Consider the following 18,499-nt stretch of genomic DNA (forward strand, 5'->3'; position numbering starts at 1 on the left):
GACGTCTCGAGCCGGTGCTCAGGTCCCCGAACCCCGGCTCGAGACGGCAGCGTCCGTCAGCGTCGGGGTGGCGGACGTCGGCAGGGTGTGGGTGATCGCGGCTGCAGACGCGGCGGCGTCGCCCAGCGTGCGCCCGCCGGCGCGGGCCCGCCGGCCCATGACGACGGCCATGGCGACGCCGAGCACGCTGAACGCCGCCATGAACCACGCGGCGGTGGCGAGGCCGGCGGAGAGAGCGTCCGGCGCGGGCACCCCCTCGGCGGTCCGGTCGGCGATGACGCCGCCGTAGATCGTCGCGGCGAGCGCCGTCGCGACCGCGGCGCCGACGTACCGGGCCATGTTGGACACCCCGGACGCCGCGCCGACCTGGCTCGCGGAGACCGACGCGGTCGCCGCGGCCGACGCCGGGCCGTTGGACAGGCCCATCCCGATGGCGACGGCGAGCAGCGGCAGGACGAACGCCGCGTACGTCCACGACGAGCTGACGAACCCGAGGACGGCGAAGCCGATGGCGGTGACGAGGAACCCGATGCCCACGACCTGGCGACCGCCCAGCCGTCCCGCGAGCCGGGGCACCAGAGGCGCCACGAGCACCAGACCGACCGTCGCGGGCAGGGTGGCGATCCCGGCCTCCAACGGGCTGAACCCGAGCGTCGCGGGGTCCTGGAAGTAGAGGCTGACCAGGTACATCAGGCCGTTGATGGTGCCGGCTCCGATGAGGATCGCCAGCGTGGACCCGACGAGGATCCGGTTGCGCAGGATGGTCAGGTCCAGCATCGGGACCGCGACCCGGCGCTCGACGGCGACGAAGCCGACGCCCGCGGCGACCGCGACCGCCAGGCAGCCGAGCGTGGCGGGGGACACCCAGCCCCACTCGCTGCCCTTGCTCACGGCGAGGATGAACGGCATGAGCGTGAGGGCGACGAGCACGCTCCCGCCGAGGTCGATCGAGCGCGACCGCGTCGGGTCGCGCGACTCCTGCACGGTGGCTGCCGTCAGTGCCATGACGCCGACCGCCACCACCCCGTCGACCCAGAAGAGCGCGTGCCAGCTGGCCACCTCGACCAGGACTCCGCCGAGGAGGGGACCGAGCGCGGCCCCGACGGCGGCGGCCGCGCCCCACAGCGAGACGGCCCGCAGCTGCGCGGCCCCGGTGTTGGCCACCGACAGCAGGCTGAGCCCGCACGCCAGGACGGTCGCGCCCGCGGCTCCCTGGATGGCACGTCCGGCGATCACCATCCCGCCGGAGTCGGACAGCGCGATCAGCACGCACGACCCGATGAAGAGGAGCAGGCCGAGCTGGAAGACGCGCTTGCGTCCGTAGACGTCACCGAGCGAGCCGGACGTGACGATCGTCGCCGCGCCGACCAAGGAGTAGCCGGTCACCGCCCACTGCAGCGTCGTCACCGACATGCCCGTGTCGTCGCTGATAGCCGGGAGCAGGATGCTGACCGCCGACGTGTTGGCGTTGACGATCAGCGTGGACAGGCAGGCGGCGAGCAGGACCCCCCGGGCGGACGCGGCGGACGTCACGGCCGCTCCGCCAGCTTCTGGAGCAGCAGCGACTGCGCCACGACGAGCTTCTCGATCTCGCTGGGGTCGACGCTCTCGTCCGACGCGTGGATGCGGGAGGCGGCGAGGTCCTCCGGACCCCAGAGGATGAACTCCGCGCGCGGCGCCACCGACCCGAGCGTGCGCAGGAGCGGGATCGAGCCGCCGCTGCCCGCACCGCTCACGGGCCGGCCGAACGCCTCAGCCAGCGCGGCGCTCGCGGCGGCGTACGCGGGGCCGTCCGTCGCGCAGGTGAACGGCGGCGCCGCCTTGGTGCGCTGCACCTCGACCGTGGCCCCCCACGGCGCGTGGCCCTCCAGGTGGGCGACGAGGGCGTCGAGCTCGTGCTCCGGGTCCGAGCCGGGCACGATCCGCATCGAGATCTTCGCGCTGGCCTGCGGGATCAGGACGTTCGACGAGCCGGCGATGCTCGTCATGTCGAGGCCGATCGCGTTGATCGACGGATGCGACCACAGCCGCGAGCCGATGGTCCCCGTCCCCGTCAGGTCGACCCCGTCCAGCATGTCGGCGTTGGAGCGGAAGTCGTCGGGGCTGAGCCCGTCGCCGTCCCACGTGCTCGACGTGACCCCGGCGACCGCCACGTCCCCCGCGTCGTCGTGCAACGTCGCGAGCAGGCGGGCGAGCGCCATCATCGCGTCGGGCGCCGGCCCGCCGAACACACCGGAGTGCAGGGGGTGCTCGAGAGTGCTGACCGTCACGACGCACGCGACGTCGCCGCGCAGCGCCGTGGTCAGGGCGGGCTCACCGACACGCAGGTTCCCCATGTCGCAGATGACGAACACGTCGCAGTCGAACAGGTCCGGATGGGCTTCGACGAAGGTCTCGAGGTTGCTCTCCGTCTCCTCCATCCCCTCGAGGATCAGCTTCACCGTGCAGGGAGGCTGCCCGTCGAAGACCCGCAGGGTGCCCAGGTGGGCCACCAGCCCACCCTTGTCGTCGGCGGCCCCGCGTCCGTAGATGCGCCCGTCGTCCTTGCGGGTCGCCGTCCAGGGGTCGCTGGTCCAGCCCTGCTCGGGCGGGGCGGGCTGGACGTCGTAGTGGGCGTACAGCACGACGACGGGCGACCCCTCCGGGCCCGCGATCTCCCCGTAGACCGGTGGGTACCCGGACGGGACGTCCATGAGTCGCGCGTCGGTGAAGCCCGCCTCCTGGAAGAGGCGGAGCGCCTCCTGGCCCATCCGCACGACGGGTTCGGCGGGGTACCCCGGGAACGCGATCGACGGGATGGCGACGAGCGCGCCCAGGTCGTCGAGCAGCCCGGGCATGAGGGCGGCCGCCCGGCTCGTGATCTCCTGCGGATCCATCGTGTGCTCCGTTCGGTCCCGGTCGAGAGTCAGAAGAAGACGGCGCCGATGACCGAGCCGACGACGATGGTGGTGACGGACAGGACGAGCATCGGGATGAAGAAGCTGTGGTCGAGCAGCTTGGTGCCCAGCTTCGTGGTGCCCGTGAGGTCGAAGTTCGCCGCGGCGATCTGGGTGCCGTTGGCGGGGAGCGTGTAGACGCCGCCCAGGGCACCGGCCCACATGCCGGTGACCACCCCGGGTGGGAGGCCGACGGCGAGGCCGATCGGCACCATCGTCCTGGTCGCGGTGGACTGGCTGGTGGTCAGCGCGGCGACCATGAAGACCGCGAGGGCGAAGAGGAACCGCCAGTCCGTCACCCAGGCGCCGACGGTCTCCACGATGTACGCCTCGTGGGCGGCGATGAAGGTCGCGGTGAGCCACGCGATGCCGAAGAGGGCGATCGCGGAGATCATGCCCGCCTTGAACACGGACATCTCCGGGACGTCCCGCACGTCGGGCTTGCCGATGAACAGGATGAGCACGCCGACCACGAACATCACGAGAACGATGGTGTTCGTCATGTCGAGGGCCACGGTCTCGTCGCCGACGGTGAACGACGGGCGCAGGTCGGGGAACAGGCCGAGGAGCACGATCGCCACGACGCCGCCGAAGAACGCCAGCGCGGAGTTGCGTCCGGCACGCGTGTACGTCAGCGCGCTGGACGCGGGCGCAGGCGGCGGCGGTGGTGTCCCGCCCGTCGCGACCGGTGCCGGGCCCGCGTCGGAGGCGGCACCGCCGGCGGACGCGACCGCCGTCCCGCCGACCAGCACCGCCTCCGGTGCCAGCAGCTCACCCGAGGCGATCTTGGCCTGCACCTCGGGGTCGTCGTCGAGCTCCTTCCACATCCGGTTCACCACGAGCGACGTCACGATGATCCCGACCACGCACGCCGGGAAGGTGATGGCGAGGATCTGGGTGAGGCCGAGGTCGTACGGCGCGACGTCGGTGAGCGTGAGCATCGCCGCCATCGCCGCCGAGACCGGCGAGGCAGCCAGCGCGATGCCGGACTGCACCACCGTCACGGTGAGCGGTCGTGATGGTCGTATGTGGTTGCGGTAGGCGACGTCGTAGATCACCGGCATCAGGGGATAGATGATGTTTCCCGTCCCCGCGCCCACGCAGAACGCGAACGCGGTCAGCGGCGCGATCAGGGTGATCTGCTTCGGACGGCTCTCGATCACCCGCGCGGCGACGAACACCATCCAGTCGATGCCTCCCGCGGCCTGCATCAGCGCCGCCGTGGTGACGACGGCCAGGATGATCGCCACCGCCGCAGCGGGGGGTGCGCCCGGCGCCTCGCCGAACACGAAGACCAGGACGAAGGTGCCGAGGCCACCCCAGAGCCCCACGCCGACGCCGCCGGCACGGGTGCCCATGACGATCGCGCCCAGCACCACCAGCGCCTCGAGTACGAAGCTGACGCTCATGCCGACTCCTCGCTCGTTACCTGTCCGGGCGGTGGCTCGCTCGGCGGCGCGCGGCGCGGTCGGTCACGAGCTGCGTCGGTGCCTCTCGGCAGCATCGCACCGGGCCGGGTAGGTGGTCCCCATCCTCGGCGGGGTGGTGGACACGCGTGGCGGTGCTGGTATCAGGCCCGGTCGACCGCGATGATCCTGGTCAGGGAGCCGTGCTCCGGTCGATCCAGGAGAGGTCGCGTGTCGCAGAACGGACCAGGTGCCAGGTCGTCGCACGGCGGGTCGTCGTCGTTCTTCGCCTCACGGCTGCGCGCCCCGGCCAACCCGGCGCACTACCTGCGACGGCCGCGGCTCATCTCGCTCCTCGCCCAGACCACCTCGGTACCGATCACGGTGGTCGTGGCGCCGGCCGGGTCGGGCAAGACGTCCTTGCTCGTCGACTGGCGCTCCCTCGCCTCGGTGCCGACGGCGTGGCTGTCGGTGGACGAGTCCGACCGGGACGGTGGCCAGTTCTGGTCGGCCGTGACCGCGGCGCTCGGTGAGCTGGTCGACCTCGGGACGGTCCCGTCGCCCGCGCGGCGGCCGGCCACGCGCCCCGACGTCGTGCCGGGGATCATCGCGCGGCTCGAGCGCAGCGACCACCCGGCGTCGGCGGTGCTCGTCCTCGACGACATCCACCTCGTCGACGACGACGACGCGCTGGTCGACGCGCTCGCGCACTTCCTCACCGCCCTGCCGGACTGGCTGCACGTCGTGCTGCTCACGCGCCGCACGCCGAGGCTCCCGGTCGACCGGCTGCGCGCCCGGGGGCAGCTGGTCGAGGTGCAGTTCGCCGAGCTCCGGTTCTCCCCGGAGGAGTCCGAGGACATGCTGGCCTGCCTCCAGGCGTCGCTCGAGCACGACGAGGTCAGCGCGGCCGTGGACCGGGCCGGGGGCTGGGCCGCGGGACTGCAGCTCACCGCCCTCGCGTCGCGCTCGGACAGCGCGCAGCCCGTCTCCCTCCCCCGGGTCGACGCCCGAGGCCTCCTGTTCGCCGACTACGTCTGGCGCGAGGTGCTCACCGCGGAGCGGCCGGAGGTCGTCGACGTCCTCCTGGACACCTCCGTCGTCGTGCGGACCAACGGTGCGCTCGCCGCGGCCCTGTCCGGCCGCCCCGACGCGGGCGACCTGCTCGCGGACGCCGAGGCCCGCGGGCTGTTCATCACCAGGCTCGGGCCGTCCGGCTGGTTCGAGGTGCACGCCGTGGTGCGGCAGGAGCTGCTCGGTGAGGTCGCACGACGATCGCCGGAACGCGTCGCCACCCTGCACGCGCGTGCTGCGCGATGGTTCGAGGACGTCGGCGAGGTGACCAGCGCGCTCGAGCAGTGGATCCTCGCCGGCCGGCCACGCGAGGCGTTGCGGCTGCTGGCCCGGACGGTCGGGGACCTGTACGACTCCGGCCTGACAGCGACGATCGAACGGACCATCGCGCAGATCCCCCTCAACGTGGCCTCAGGCGACCTCGACGCGATGATCGAGTTCGCGTGGTGCCACCTCCTGGTGGACAAGCGCCGGTTCCTCGAGGCGGTCGACGCCGCGACGGCGAGCCGTGCGCGGCACGACGCCGGGGGGCGTCCGCAGGACGGGCGCCTCCTGATGCTGCAGTCGATCGCGGCGACGCTCACCGGGGACTGGCGCTCGAGCAGCACGCTCGCCACGCAGGCCATCGCGCTGCTGGCCGACGACGGCCAGCTGGACCTGGTGGGCCGGCAGGGCTGGAACGTGATCGCCCGCGAGGTGGCGCTGTCCGAGCGGTGGGACGACGGGTCCCCGCAGCTGCAGGACGTGCGCCGGGAGCTGGGGTGGGACCCGGAGCGGCGGCTGGCCTTCGAGGGGTCGCGTGCCGTCGGCGAGGCGCTCGCGGGCCGTCCGGTCGACGCGCTGCGGGTCGCTGCCGGCATCCGCGGCGTCGACGTCGTGGCCTCCATGGCGATCCTGTGCGCGGAGCTGAGCCTGGCCGAGGCCGTCGCCCACCGCGAGCTCGGCGACCGGGCGCGAGCGGTCACCGAGCTCGTCTCCGTGGCCCCGCGCTGGCTCGAGCCCGTCGCCCACGCGGAGGCGATGGCGATGCTCCAGCTGACCGAGCTGAGGCTGGACGAGGGCGACCGGGAGGCGGCGGACACCTGCTTCGAGCGCGCCCACGCGTTCGTGCGCTCCGAGTTCGCCGGACCGGGGGGGCTCATGTGGTTGGCGCGCACCGGCACGCTGGTCGCGCTCGCAGCCGACCGTCCCGCCGAGGCCCGGAGGTGGGCGGAGCAGGTCGACGACCCGTTCTGGGGCGGTGTGTGCATGGCCCGTGTGGACCTCCACGAGGGTCGGCGCGCCCACGCCGCGGTGCGCCTCCACCAGGTCCGGCCGCGCTGCCCGCGCCACGAGGTGGTCCGCGACCTGCTCCGCGCGCGGGCGGCGGCGACCCACCAGGACGCGCTCGACCACGTGGCGCGCGCGGTCGCCCGGGCGGCCGGCGTCGGGCTGGTCCAGACGGTCGCCTCGGAGGGAGCGGAGGTGCTCGAGCTGGTGGAGGTGCACGCCTTCCTGGCTCCCGCCGCGTGGCTCGACCGCGTCCGCCGCGCCGCGTCACCGCTCGCCACCGCGAGGAGCACGGACCCGAGCGTCCCCGGCGAGCACCTGACCGAGCGCGAGCTCGCGGTGCTGCGGATGCTGCCCAGCCGGCTCACCCTGCGGGAGATCGCCGACGAGCTCTCCATCTCGGTGAACACGCTGAAGTTCCACCTCAAGGTCGTCTACCGCAAGCTGGCGGTCGGCTCGCGCGGCGAGGCGGCCGACCTCGCCCGCCAGGTGGCCGACCGGTCCCGGTCAGGGCTGGACGCCTCGCGGAGCTGAACCGAGACCCGGCTCACCCCGCGCAGGGTGGTGCGCGACCACCCGGTGCGTCGCGACGATTCCCCCATGCCCCCCGCGAGCCAGGGCCCTCCCGACGACCCCGGGAGCGACCCGCTGATCGACTCGGCCGCTCAGCTGGCCGAGCTGGCCGACCTGGTTGCGCGCGGGTTCCTGTCGCCGGAGGAGTTCGAGCTCCAGCGCAGGAAGGTCTTCGGCGACGCCGAGACCTCACCACCGCTTCGGAAGGAATCCCCACATGACTGAACAACGCAGTGGTCTTGCCGTCGGCATGACCGTCTTCGCGGCGTCGATGCTGATCGTCATCGGCGTCCTGCACGCCCTCCAGGGATTCGTGGCCGTGTTCAACGACACGTTCTACGTGGTCGGCGCCGAGTGGCTGTTCCAGTTCGACGTGACCACCTGGGGCTGGATCCACGTGGTGATCGGCCTCGGCGTCGCCGTCGCCGGTTTCTACGTCCTCAGCGGCGCGGTGTGGGCACGGACGATCGGTGTGATCGTGGCCTGCCTCAGCCTCGTGCTGAACTTCGTCTGGCTGCCGTACTACCCGTGGTGGGCCGTCATCATCATCGCCCTCGACGTCTTCGTGGTCTGGGCGCTGACGCTGCACGGGCGGGACATCGTCGAGGACTGAGCCGACGCCGACGCGCCCTCACCCCTCGCCGCCCGGTGCCCGCCACGGCAGCGGCGGCAGGGGTGGGGGCGCGTCGCTCAGCGGGGAGCAGAGGGGCAGCTTCTCGCCCAGCCACCGCAGCAGGACCGACCCGACGACGGCGGCGGTGAGCGACCCGGCGAGGATGCCGATCTTCGCGTCGTCCAGGTGCTGGGGGTCGTCGAACGCGAGCTCGGCGATGAACAGCGAGATCGTGAACCCGATCCCGGCGAGCACCGCGCCGCCGAGCAGGTGCCCCCAGCGGACGCGACCGGGCAGCTCGCCGAGGCCGAGTCTGATCGCGAGGGTGGCGGCGCCGGTGATGCCGATGGCGTTGCCGAGCACCAGCGCGACGGCGACCCCGATGGCCAGGCGGGAGTGCGCGGCGGCCTGCAGGGACTCCAGGTCGAGCCGGATCCCCGCGTTGGCCAGGCCGAACAGCGGGACCACGACGAACGCGCTCCACGGGTGCAGGATCCGCTGCAGCCGGTCGTTCGTGGGTACCGCGGCGCGCGCGGCCAGCTCGGCGAGGTGCTCGCGCTCCGCGGTCGCGTCGTCGATGAGCTTGCGCCCGTACCCGGCGACCTCGTCGATGGTCTGCTGGTCCGCGGGCCGGGCAGGGACGAGCAGGCCGATGATCACGCCGGCGAGCGTCGCGTGCACGCCGGAGGCCTGCACGGCGAACCAGAGGGCGATCCCTGCCACCACGTACGGCGCCAACTGCCACACGTTCAGCCACCGCAGCATGAGGATCCCGACGACGATCACCGCCGCGAGGCCGAGCGCGGCCATGTCGACCTCGTCGGTGTAGAAGATCGACATCACCGTGATCGCGCCGATGTCGTCGACGATGGCGAGCGTGAGCAGGAACAGCCGGAGCCGGTCCGGGCACTTGGGGCCGAACAGGGCGAGGATGCCGACGAGGAACGCGGTGTCCGTCGACATGACGACACCCCACCCGTGCGCGGCGTCGGTCCCGCCGTTGAACGCCAGGAAGATCAGTACCGGGACCAGCAGGCCGCCCAGCGCGCCGAGCGCGGGGACCGCGACGGTTCGCTTGTCCCGCAGGTCTCCGGTGGTGGCCTCGCGGCTGATCTCCAGGCCGACCACCGCGAAGAAGATGGCCATCGCGGCGTCGTTGACCCAGTGGTGCAGGTCGAGCTCGATGCCCCACGTCCCGACGTGGAAGCCGGCGCTGGTGTGCCAGAGCGCCTCGTAGGAGTCGGCGAAGGGGGAGTTGACCCAGACCAGTGCGACGACCGTGGCCGCCAGCAGGTAGATGGCGCTGCCGGCCTCGTTGGTGAGGAACTCTTTCACCGAGGGCTGCAGCCCCGGGAGCGACACGCGCAGGTTAGGACCCGGGCTGGTGGAGGTCGCCGACATGCCGCTCAAGGTCGCAGGTGATCGACCACGATGCAACGGCGGCTCACCCACGTCACGACCGGCGTCAGAGGTGCTTCTCCGGGTCGCCCATCAGGGCGGCGACGTGGTCGGGGACGTAGGTCGACAGCTCGCGCGGCGGACGCTCGTACCCGTTCGAGGCGGCGGGACGGTCGGGCAGGACCACCTTCTCGTGCGGCACGTCCGTGTACGGGATCGTCGAGAGCAGGTGGCTGATCATGTTCAGCCGGGCGTGCTTCTTGATGTCCGACTCCACGATGAACCAGGGGCTCACGGGGACGTCGGTGTGCACGAGCATCTCGTCCTTGGCCTTCGAGTACTCCTCCCAGCGGCTCAGGGACGCGGTGTCCATCGGGCTCAGCTTCCACTGCCGCACCGGGTCGTTGAGCCGCGAGCGGAAGCGCTTGAGCTGCTCTCGGTCGGAGACCGAGAACCAGTACTTGCGCAGGAGGATGCCGTCCTCGATGAGCATCTGCTCGAAGATCGGCGTCTGCCGCATGAACCGGCTGTACTCCTGCGGCGTGCAGAAGCCCATGACGTGCTCGACCCCGGCGCGGTTATACCAGGAACGGTCGAACAGGACGACCTCACCGGCCGAGGGCAGGTGCGCGACGTAGCGCTGGTAGTACCACTCGCTCTTCTCGCGCTCGGTAGGCGTCGGCAGTGCGGCGATACGCACGACGCGAGGGCTGAGGTACTCCGAGATCCGCTTGATGGTGCCGCCCTTGCCGGCCGCATCGCGCCCCTCGAAGAGCACGACCACCCGCGCGCCCGTCTCCTTGGCCCACTGCTGGACCTTGACCAGCTCGGCCTGGAGGCGGAACAGCTCCGCCTCGTAGACGGCGTTCGGGATCTTGTCCTTGTTCTTCTTCTTCTTTGCGGACTTCTTCGCCATCGTCGGAACGTACCGCTCCGCACGACGGAGCGCTCACCAGCGAAGCCCTTACCGACTTTGCGGGCCCATGGGGCGGGAAGAGCCGCATCTGCGGCATTACGATCGTGCTCGTGACCACCTACCGGATCAGCGAGGCCGCCGAGCTGCTGGGCGTGAGCGACGACACCGTGCGCCGCTGGGTCGACTCGGGCGCCCTGACCGCGTCGGACGACGACGCGGGACGGAGCGTGATCGCGGGAACCGACCTGGCGACCCTGGCGGTCGACCGTGCGAGGACCCCCGACGACCCGGCGGCGGGCTCCAGCTCGGCACGCAACCGGCTGCCCGGGCTGGTCACCCGGATCCTGTCGGACACCGTGATGTCGCAGGTCGAGCTCCAGGCGGGACCGTTCCGGCTGGTGTCGCTCATGTCGACCGAGGCCGTGCGTGAGCTCGGGCTCGAGGTCGGCTCCCGAGCGGTCGCCGTCGTCAAGGCCACGACCGTCCTCGTCGAGACCCCGCGGGCGCCGCGATGAGAGCTCGCGCGCTCGTCGCCGTCCTTCTGACGCTCACCGGGTGCTCGGCCGCGCAACCGGCTGCGGAACCGTCGACCACGGGCCTCACCGGCGAGCTCACCGTCTTCGCCGCCGCCTCGTTGCAGGATGCGTTCGACGACCTCGGCGCCGAGTTCGCCGAGCAGAACCCCGGTGTCACCGTGCAACCGACGACGTACGACGGCTCCGCCACGCTGGCCACGCAGCTGACGGGCGGGGCGTCGGCGGACGTGTTCGCCTCGGCCGACACGCAGACCATGTCCACGGTGACGGACGCGGGGCTCGCGGTGGGCCCGGCGACGGTGTTCACCACCAACACGCTCGAGATCGTCGTCGCTGCGGGCAACCCGCTCGGGATCGACTCGCTGGCGGACCTCGCGGCGCTGTCGACGTCCGGCGGCAAGGTGGTGCTCTGCGGCGTGCAGGTGCCCTGCGGGTCCGCCGCGCACGAGGTCCTCGACGGACTCGCGCTGACCCCGGTCAGCGAGGAGCAGAACGTCAAGGCCGTGCTGACCAAGGTGCAGACCGGCGACGCCGACGCGGGGCTGGTGTACCGGACAGACGTGCTCTCCGCCGGCGGCGCGGTCGACGGCGTCCCGTTCCCCGAGGCGGCCACGGCCGTCAACGAGTACCCGATCGTCGCGCTCGAGGACGGTGCGGTCGCGCAGGCGTTCGTCGACCTCGTGCTGTCGGACGCGGGTCAGCGGGTCCTGGCCGCCGCGGGGTTCAGCGCACCGTGACGCGCGAGCACCCGGTCGGTGTCCCCGGCCTGCTCTGGCTGCCCGCGGCGCTCGCCGCCGGGCTGCTGGTGATGCCGGTGGTCGCTCTCCTGGTGCGCGCGGACTGGGCGTCGCTGCCCGCCGACATCACGACACCCGCCGCGCTGGACGCGCTGTGGCTCTCCCTGTCGACGTCGGCCGTGGCGACAGGCGTGTGCCTGGTGCTCGGGGTACCGCTCGCGGTCGTGCTCGCGCGGGCCCACGGCTGGCCCGCCGACGTGCTGCGCGCCCTGGTCACGCTGCCCCTCGTGCTGCCCCCGACCGTCGGCGGCATCGCGCTGCTGTACCTGCTGGGCCGTCGCGGTCTTCTCGGCCAGTCCCTCGACGCCTGGTTCGGCATCACCATCCCCTTCACCACGGCGGCCGTCGTCATCGCGCAGGCGTTCGTCGCGATGCCGTTCCTGGTCCTGAGCGTCGAGGGGTCGCTGCGCACGGCGGGCACCCGGTTCGACGTCGTGGCCGCGAGCCTCGGCGCCGGGCGGTGGACGGTCCTGCGGCGGATCACCCTGCCGCTCGTGCGGCCGGGGCTGGTCAGCGGGACGGTCCTGTGCTTCGCGCGGGCCCTCGGCGAGTTCGGTGCGACCGCGCTGTTCGCGGGGAACTCCCCGGGCGTCACCCAGACGATGCCGTTGGCCATCTACTCGGCCTTCAACGGCGCGGGCGTGACCCAGGAGACCGCGGTCGCCCTGTCGCTCCTGCTCGTGTTCGCCGCGGTCGCGGTGCTGCTCGCCGCACGGGCCTGGCGACCGGGACGTCCGGCATGACGTCGCTGCACGCGGAGGTCGTCGTCCGCCGGGACGCGTTCACGCTGGACGTCACGTTTGCCTCCCACCCGGGAGAGATCGTCGCGATCCTCGGCCCGAACGGTGCGGGCAAGTCCACGCTGCTCGCGGTGCTCGCCGGTCACCTCGTGCCGTCCTACGGGGTCGTGCGGGTGGGGGACCGGACGCTGACAGCCGTCCGGGACGACCGGGTCGAGACGGCGGTCCGCCCCGAGCGGCGCTCGATCGGCCTGCTCGGGCAGGACTCGCTGGTGTTCCCGCACCTGAGCGCCCGGGAGAACGTGGCGTTCGGCCCGCGCGCGGCGGGGGTGCCCGCCGCGCAGGCACGGCGGGTCGCGGACGAGTGGCTGACGGCCGTCGGCCTCGGCGAGCTGACCGACCGTCACCCCGGCGCGCTGTCCGGGGGGCAGCGCCAGCGCGTCGCGCTCGCCCGGGCGCTCGCCGCCGAGCCCGCGGTCCTGCTGCTGGACGAGCCGTTCGCGCAGCTGGACGTGCGCACCGCCGCCGAGCTGCGTGACGTGGTCCGGACGCAGGTCCGCCGCACGCGCACCGCCACCGTCCTGGTCACCCACGACGTGCTCGACGCCGTGACCCTCGCCGACCGGGTGGTCGTGCTGCACGACGGGCAGGTGGTGGAGCAGGGTCGGCCGCTCGATGTGCTGTCCGACCCCGTCCACCCGTTCACCGCGGCGCTGGCGGGCGTGAACCTCGTGGTTGGACGCCTCGCGACCCAGCCTGACGGCAGCACGGCGCTGCAGGGACCGGACGGTGTGCTGGTCCCGTGCGGTGCCCGCGAACCGGGCGGGCGGGCGCAGGTGACGTTCCCGCCGGGTGCGGTCGTGGTCGGCGACGGCTGGCCCGCACGGGTCATCGACCTCGAGCCCGGGACCACGGGTGTGCGTGTCCGGACCAGCGGGGACGTGCTCGTCGACCTGCCGCCCGCGCAGGCCGCGGCCCTCGATCTGCACGTCGGAGCCGAGCTGCTCCTGAGCGTCCCCACCGAGCACGTCCGGGTCCGTCCGCTCGCCTGATCTCACAAGGTCGCCACGGGGCCGGTGCGCGAAATGAACCGTGCGCGCAACGGTTCGGACAGGTCGGACGAAACATCCGCTGCCTAGCGTCGGCGTCGACCGAGCCCCCCACCCGTCCTCCCGGAGGTCCCCATGGCGCCACAGCTCGCGACCGACGCCAGCACTGCCCCCGTACTCGACGCCGCGCCGCTCACCCGCCGCCCCGGACGCTGGATCGACGGCTGGAACCCGGAGGACGAGGGCCAGTGGGCCTCCGTCGGCCGGGTCATCGCACGCCGGAACCTGGGTCTGTCGATCTTCGCCGAGTTCCTCGGTTTCGCCGTCTGGGCGCTGTGGAGCATCGTCGTCCCGCGTCTGCCCGACGCCGGCTTCGTCCTGACCGTCGACCAGATGTTCTGGCTGATCGCCCTGCCCACGCTCGTCGGCGCCACCCTGCGCATCCCCTACACGTTCGCGGTGCCGATCTTCGGCGGCCGCAACTGGACCATCGTGTCCGCGCTTCTGCTCCTCCTCCCGACCGTCGCGCTGGGCGTGGCCGTGCAGAACCCGGAGCTGGGCTTCCCCGCCCTGCTCGCGGTCGCTGCGCTGGCGGGCTTCGGCGGTGGCAACTTCGCCTCGTCGATGGCGAACATCTCGTTCTTCTACCCGGAGAAGGAGAAGGGCCGCGCGCTCGGCCTCAACGCGGCGGGCGGCAACATCGGCACGGCCGCGGTGCAGTGGGCGGTGCCGATCGTCGTCGTCATCGGCGCCGGTATGCAGCTCCAGTGGGCCGGCTTCATGTTCGTGCCACTCATCGTGATCGCGGCGTTCCTCGCGTTTCGCTACATGGACAACCTGTCGAACGCCAAGGCTGACCCGCGGGCCTACGGCGTCGCCGCCCGGTCTCGGCACACCTGGATCATCTCGTTCATCTACATCGGCACCTTCGGGTCGTTCATCGGCTTCTCCGGGGCGTTCCCGCTGCTGCTGGCGAACACGTTCCCTGAGGTCACCCTCACGATCGCGTTCGCCGGTGCGCTCGTCGGTTCCATCGCCCGACCGCTCGGCGGCATCCTCGCCGACAAGCTGGGCGGCGCACGGGTCACCATCGGGGCGTTCGTCGTCATGGCGAGCGGTGTGGTCTGCGCGATCTTCGCGCTGCGGGCGCACGCGTTCTGGCCGTTCCTCGCCTCGTTCCTCGTCCTCTTCATCGCCACCGGCGCCGGTAACGGCTCGGTCTACCGGATGATCCCCGCGGTGTTCCGGTTCGGCGCCACGGACTACGAGGACCGCGCCCGTCGCGCCAAGGCCGCCGCCGGCTGCCTCGGCATCGCCGGTGCCATCGGAGCGTTCGGCGGCTTCCTCATCCCGCGCGGGTTCGCCATCTCCACCACGGAGACGGGCAACATCCAGGCAGCACTCTGGGTGATCGTCGGCCTGTACCTGATCATGAGCCTGACCACGTGGGCCGTGTACCAGCGCCGCAACGGCACCTTCGGCTCGACGGTCATCTGATGACCCAGCTCGCGGCGGTGACGAAGACGGGTGCAGACACGCACTGCCCCTACTGCGCGCTGCAGTGCGCGCAGACCCTGCACACGTCTGATGCAGGTCTCGTCACCGCCGCGGGTAGGGACTTCCCGACCAACAAGGGCGGCATGTGCCAGAAGGGCTGGACGTCCCCGACCCTGCTGCGCGCGCCGGACCGCCTGACCACGCCGCTCCTGCACGGGCAGCCGGTGTCCTGGGACACGGCGATGACGTTCGTCGCCGAGCGCCTGGCGTCCCTGCGGGCCGAGCACGGGCCGGCGTCCGTGGCCGTGTTCGGCGGCGGCGGGCTGACCAACGAGAAGGCGTACGCGCTCGGCAAGTTCGCACGGACCGTGCTGGCGACGCCGAACATCGACTACAACGGCCGGTTCTGCATGGCGAGCGCCGCCGCCGGTGCCAACCGGACGCTCGGGCTCGACCGTGGCCTGCCGTTCCCGCTCGCCGACCTCGGCGGGGCGCAGGCGGTCCTGCTGCTCGGCTCGAACCTCGCCGAGACGATGCCGCCGTCCGTCCAGCACCTCGCGGGGGTGCGGGCGACCGGTGGCCTGGTCGTCGTGGACCCCCGCCGGTCGGCGACCGCGGACCTCACCGCCGACGACGGCGGGCTGCACATCCAGCCGGTGCCGGGCACCGACCTCGCGCTGCTGCTGGGTCTCGCGCACATCGTCCTGGCGGAGGGCTTCGCCGACGACGAGTACCTGGCCGAGCGGACCACGGGTCTCGACGACGTCCGCCGCTCGCTGGCGCTCTGGTGGCCGGAGCGGACCGAGCAGGTCACCGGCGTCCCCGTCGCGACCCTGCGCCGCGCCGCGTTCCTGCTGGCCAACGCCTCACCGTCGCGCGGCGGGTCCGGCGCCTACATCCTCACGGGCCGCGGCGTCGAGCAGAGCACGCAGGGCACCGACACCGTCACCGCGGCGATCACGCTCGCGCTCCTGCTCGGCCTCCCCGGCCGGGTCGGCTCCGGCTACGGCGCGATCACCGGCCAGGGCAACGGTCAGGGCGGTCGCGAGCACGGGCAGAAGGCCGACCAGCTGCCGGGGTACCGGTCCATCGAGGATCAGGCAGCGCGCGCGCACGTCGCGGGCGTGTGGGGCGTCGAGGCCGCCGACCTGCCGCGGACCGGGATGCCCGCCATCGAGCTGCTGCGGTCGCTGGGCACGCCGGGCGGTCCGAAGGCGCTGCTCGTGCACGGCTCCAACGTGCTGGTCAGCGCCCCGGACGCCGACCGCGTCCGCGAGCGGCTGGCGTCCCTCGACCTGCTGGTGGTGTGCGACTTCCTGCCGTCGGAGACGGCCCTGCTGGCCGACGTCGTCCTGCCCGTCACGCAGTGGGCGGAGGAGGAGGGCACGATGACGTCGCTCGAAGGCCGCGTCATCCGTCGCCGCCGCGCCCTGCCGCCGCCGCCCGGGGTGCGCAGCGAGCTCGAGATCCTCGCCGACCTCGCCCAGCGGCTCGGGTCGCCGGTCCGGTTCGACACGTCGCCGGCCGCCGTCTTCGACGAGCTCGCGCGGGCGTCGGCGGGCGGCCGGGCCGACTACAGCGGCCTCAGCCACGCGCGCCTGGACGCCGAGCCGGACCTGTTCTGGCCGGTCCCCGCCGGCCCGACGCCGCACCCCGGCACCCCGCGGATGTTCCTGGACCGCTTCCCGACGCCCGACGGTCGCGCCCGCCTGATCCCGGTGGACCACCGCGGACCGTCCGACGACCTGCGCACCGACGCGCCCCTGTTCCTGATCACCGGCCGCGTCCTCGCGCACTACCAGTCCGGTGCGCAGACCCGCCGCGTGCCCGAGCTCGTGCGCAGCGCACCGACGCCGTTCGTCGAGCTCCACCCGCTGCTCGCGGACCGGCTCGGCATCGACGAGGGCGACCTGGTGCAGCTCGACACCGAGCGCGGTCGCGGGGTGGTCCGGGCCCGGCTCACCGACGCGCTGCGGCCCGACACGGTCTTCATGCCGTTCCACTGGGCGGGCACCGGCAGCGCCAACCGGCTCACCACCGACGCCACCGACCCGATCTCCGGCATGCCCGAGTTCAAGGTCTGCGCCGTCGCGGTGCAGCGCTGGGACGGCCCGGTCGAGGTGCTGGACGACGAGACGTTGCTGTTCGTGGAAGAGGTTCTTCGATGAGTCCTGCTGGCAACCAGGTTCGCGTGGTCGTGGTCGGCCACGGCATGGTCGGCGCACGGTTCGTCGACGACCTGCACCAGCGCGACCCGAGCGGCCGGTTCCTCACGACGGTCCTGGGCGCCGAGGAGTACGAGCCGTACAACCGCGTCCTGCTGTCCGAGGTGGTCGCGGGCAAGCTCGACGTCGCCTCGATCACGCTGCCGAACAGCAGCCACCGCACGTCCAGCACCGTGCTGCCCGGCACGCAGGCGGTCACCATCGACCGCCGTGCCGGCGTCGTGCACGACCACGCCGGTGAGCGGCACCGGTACGACGTCCTCGTCCTGGCCACCGGCGCCCGGGCGCGCATCCCGGAGCTGTTCGGCCGGCGCGACGACGACGACCTGCCCGCCGGTGTGCACGCGCTGCGCACGCTCGACGACGCGCGCGAGATCGTCGCGGCCACCGTGAACGCCCGCCGCGCGGTCGTCGTCGGCGGGGGCGTGCTCGGGCTCGAGGTCGCGTGCGGGCTCGCGCACCGCGGTCTGACCGTCACGGTGGTGCACGGGGGTGCGAACCTCATGGACCGCCAGCTCGACGGACCCGCCGCCGCGGCGGCCACCGCCCGGCTCACGTCGCTCGGCATCTCGGTCCGGGTCGGTGCCCGCACCGAGGAGGCCGTCATCAGCGACGGACGCGTCACCGGTGTGCGGCTCGAGGGCGGCGAGGTGCTGGGCGCGGACCTGCTGGTGCTCACCGCGGGGACGGTCCCGGAGGTCGGGCTCGCCCAGCGGGCCGGCCTCGACGTGGCCCGCGGCATCGTCGTCGGCACCGATCTCGCGTCGCCCGCCGACGCGCGCGTGTTCGCCATCGGAGACTGCGCCGAACCTCCCGAGGGTGGCTCGGGGCTCATCGCCCAAGGCTGGGACCAGGCCCGCCGCCTCGCGACCCTGCTCACGGAGCCGTCCGCCGCCCGCGACGACGTCCCGCTGCCGACCGTCGGCACCGACGTCGTCAAGGTCAAGGGCGTCGGGCTCGACGTCGTCGCGATGGGGGTCTGCGGGCCGCTGACCGGCGGTCGGCGGGTCCGGCTCAGCGACCCCGAGGGTGGCCGGCACATCGAGGTGGTCGTCGCCGACGGTCGCGTCATCGGTGCCACCTGCGTGGGCGCCGGGCCTGTCGCGGCCGACCTCGTCGCGGCCTACACGCGCGGCACCCCCGCACCCACCGACCCCGCCCAGCTGCTGGTCCGGCCCGTCGCCGGGACGGCCGTCCCCGCCGCCAGCCCGACGATGATGCCCGACCGCGCCGTCGTGTGCCGGTGCAACGGGGTCACCAAGGGCGACATCGTCGGCTGCTGGCGGCACGGCGGCCGGACGGTCGACGACGTGGCCGCGTCGACCCGCGCGACCACCGGGTGCGGCGGCTGCAAGGACGCCGTCTGCGGCATCGTCGACTGGCTCCGCCGCTCCGACCCGGACCAGCCGGCCCCGTCGAAAGCATCGGAGGACTTCGGTCGAGACCCGGCGCCCGTCACCGCACGCTGACGTC

General features: G+C 72.9%; 15 protein-coding genes. 10 read left to right on the forward strand and 5 right to left on the reverse strand.

The genetic code is table 11. The features are described from left to right. Positions 1–18: 18 nt before the first annotated feature. The 3 genes from ASG23_RS10255 to ASG23_RS10265 are packed head-to-tail and all read right to left on the reverse strand — an operon-like array spanning position 19 to position 4,345. A complete protein-coding gene (locus tag ASG23_RS10255) occupies positions 19–1,533 on the reverse strand; it encodes an MFS transporter (RefSeq protein ID WP_056023944.1) in 1,515 nt (504 codons plus the stop codon). Then, positions 1,530–2,876 (reverse strand): M20/M25/M40 family metallo-hydrolase, encoded by a 1,347-nt coding sequence (locus tag ASG23_RS10260; protein WP_056023947.1) that lies wholly within the window; start codon positions 2,874–2,876, stop codon positions 1,530–1,532. Before ASG23_RS10260 ends, ASG23_RS10255 begins: the two co-directional genes overlap by 4 nt. 29 nt (positions 2,877–2,905) lie before the next feature. Continuing rightward, a complete protein-coding gene (locus ASG23_RS10265; RefSeq protein WP_056023950.1) occupies positions 2,906–4,345 on the reverse strand; it encodes an anaerobic C4-dicarboxylate transporter family protein in 1,440 nt (479 codons plus the stop codon). A gap of 228 nt (positions 4,346–4,573) precedes the next feature. On the opposite strand from ASG23_RS10265, the gene ASG23_RS10270 reads away from it, so the two are divergent. The 3 genes from ASG23_RS10270 to ASG23_RS10280 all read left to right on the forward strand — a co-directional run bounded on the left by ASG23_RS10270 (position 4,574) and on the right by ASG23_RS10280 (position 7,868). Beyond that, positions 4,574–7,216 (forward strand): helix-turn-helix transcriptional regulator, encoded by a 2,643-nt coding sequence (locus ASG23_RS10270; RefSeq protein ID WP_056023953.1) that lies wholly within the window; start codon positions 4,574–4,576, stop codon positions 7,214–7,216. A 66-nt stretch (positions 7,217–7,282) separates the two neighbouring features. After that, entirely contained in the window at positions 7,283–7,480 is a 198-nt protein-coding gene (locus tag ASG23_RS10275) for an SHOCT domain-containing protein (RefSeq protein ID WP_056023954.1), read from the forward strand. Further along, the gene (locus tag ASG23_RS10280; RefSeq protein ID WP_056023956.1) at positions 7,473–7,868 is read left to right on the forward strand and encodes a DUF7144 family membrane protein; all 396 of its coding nucleotides are present in this window, start codon (positions 7,473–7,475) and stop codon (positions 7,866–7,868) included. Before ASG23_RS10275 ends, ASG23_RS10280 begins: the two co-directional genes overlap by 8 nt. An 18-nt stretch (positions 7,869–7,886) precedes the next feature. On the opposite strand, the gene nhaA is transcribed toward ASG23_RS10280, so the two are convergent. Together nhaA and ppk2 are read right to left on the reverse strand one after the other, a co-directional pair. Further along, complete coding sequence (gene nhaA / locus ASG23_RS10285; protein ID WP_056023959.1) at positions 7,887–9,269, reverse strand: Na+/H+ antiporter NhaA; 1,383 nt, start codon at positions 9,267–9,269, stop codon at positions 7,887–7,889. Between the two features lie 64 nt (positions 9,270–9,333). Then, positions 9,334–10,182, reverse strand: a complete 849-nt coding sequence (gene ppk2, locus ASG23_RS10290; RefSeq protein WP_056023962.1) for a polyphosphate kinase 2 — start codon at positions 10,180–10,182, stop codon at positions 9,334–9,336. A gap of 110 nt (positions 10,183–10,292) precedes the next feature. Between ppk2 and ASG23_RS10295 the strand changes: the two genes are divergently transcribed. The 7 genes from ASG23_RS10295 (at position 10,293) to ASG23_RS10325 (ending at position 18,495) form a co-directional block, all read left to right on the forward strand. After that, complete coding sequence (locus ASG23_RS10295) at positions 10,293–10,697, forward strand: TOBE domain-containing protein (protein WP_056023965.1); 405 nt, start codon at positions 10,293–10,295, stop codon at positions 10,695–10,697. Further along, complete coding sequence (modA, locus tag ASG23_RS10300) at positions 10,694–11,455, forward strand: molybdate ABC transporter substrate-binding protein (RefSeq protein ID WP_056023968.1); 762 nt, start codon at positions 10,694–10,696, stop codon at positions 11,453–11,455. The genes ASG23_RS10295 and modA overlap by 4 nt, the downstream gene beginning before the upstream one ends. Then, positions 11,452–12,258, forward strand: a complete 807-nt coding sequence (locus ASG23_RS10305) for an ABC transporter permease (protein ID WP_056023971.1) — start codon at positions 11,452–11,454, stop codon at positions 12,256–12,258. The genes modA and ASG23_RS10305 overlap by 4 nt, the downstream gene beginning before the upstream one ends. Then, a complete protein-coding gene (locus ASG23_RS10310; RefSeq protein WP_056023974.1) occupies positions 12,255–13,307 on the forward strand; it encodes an ABC transporter ATP-binding protein in 1,053 nt (350 codons plus the stop codon). The genes ASG23_RS10305 and ASG23_RS10310 overlap by 4 nt, the downstream gene beginning before the upstream one ends. 132 nt (positions 13,308–13,439) lie before the next feature. Continuing rightward, the gene (locus ASG23_RS10315; protein ID WP_056023977.1) at positions 13,440–14,801 is read left to right on the forward strand and encodes an MFS transporter; all 1,362 of its coding nucleotides are present in this window, start codon (positions 13,440–13,442) and stop codon (positions 14,799–14,801) included. Further along, positions 14,801–16,969 (forward strand): molybdopterin oxidoreductase family protein, encoded by a 2,169-nt coding sequence (locus ASG23_RS10320; protein WP_056023980.1) that lies wholly within the window; start codon positions 14,801–14,803, stop codon positions 16,967–16,969. The genes ASG23_RS10315 and ASG23_RS10320 overlap by 1 nt, the downstream gene beginning before the upstream one ends. After that, positions 16,966–18,495, forward strand: coding sequence for an FAD-dependent oxidoreductase (locus ASG23_RS10325; RefSeq protein WP_082516050.1), 1,530 nt, complete (start codon positions 16,966–16,968; stop codon positions 18,493–18,495). The genes ASG23_RS10320 and ASG23_RS10325 overlap by 4 nt, the downstream gene beginning before the upstream one ends. Positions 18,496–18,499: the final 4 nt, after the last annotated feature.

This window comes from Cellulomonas sp. Leaf395 (assembly GCF_001424125.1).
GTDB lineage: Bacteria > Actinomycetota > Actinomycetes > Actinomycetales > Cellulomonadaceae > Cellulomonas.

What these genes read in the sequence shown, in the direction of transcription:
- ASG23_RS10280 (WP_056023956.1), top strand. Translation starts at nt 7,473, where the DNA reads ATGACTGAACAACGCAGTGGTCTTGCCGTCGGCATGACCGTCTTCGCG.
- ASG23_RS10310 (WP_056023974.1), top strand. Translation starts at nt 12,255, where the DNA reads ATGACGTCGCTGCACGCGGAGGTCGTCGTCCGCCGGGACGCGTTCACG.
- ppk2 (WP_056023962.1), bottom strand. Translation starts at nt 10,182, where the DNA reads ATGGCGAAGAAGTCCGCAAAGAAGAAGAAGAACAAGGACAAGATCCCG.
- ASG23_RS10325 (WP_082516050.1), top strand. Translation starts at nt 16,966, where the DNA reads ATGAGTCCTGCTGGCAACCAGGTTCGCGTGGTCGTGGTCGGCCACGGC.
- nhaA (WP_056023959.1), bottom strand. Translation starts at nt 9,269, where the DNA reads ATGTCGGCGACCTCCACCAGCCCGGGTCCTAACCTGCGCGTGTCGCTC.
- ASG23_RS10320 (WP_056023980.1), top strand. Translation starts at nt 14,801, where the DNA reads ATGACCCAGCTCGCGGCGGTGACGAAGACGGGTGCAGACACGCACTGC.
- ASG23_RS10275 (WP_056023954.1), top strand. Translation starts at nt 7,283, where the DNA reads ATGCCCCCCGCGAGCCAGGGCCCTCCCGACGACCCCGGGAGCGACCCG.
- ASG23_RS10260 (WP_056023947.1), bottom strand. Translation starts at nt 2,876, where the DNA reads ATGGATCCGCAGGAGATCACGAGCCGGGCGGCCGCCCTCATGCCCGGG.
- ASG23_RS10265 (WP_056023950.1), bottom strand. Translation starts at nt 4,345, where the DNA reads ATGAGCGTCAGCTTCGTACTCGAGGCGCTGGTGGTGCTGGGCGCGATC.
- modA (WP_056023968.1), top strand. Translation starts at nt 10,694, where the DNA reads ATGAGAGCTCGCGCGCTCGTCGCCGTCCTTCTGACGCTCACCGGGTGC.
- ASG23_RS10315 (WP_056023977.1), top strand. Translation starts at nt 13,440, where the DNA reads ATGGCGCCACAGCTCGCGACCGACGCCAGCACTGCCCCCGTACTCGAC.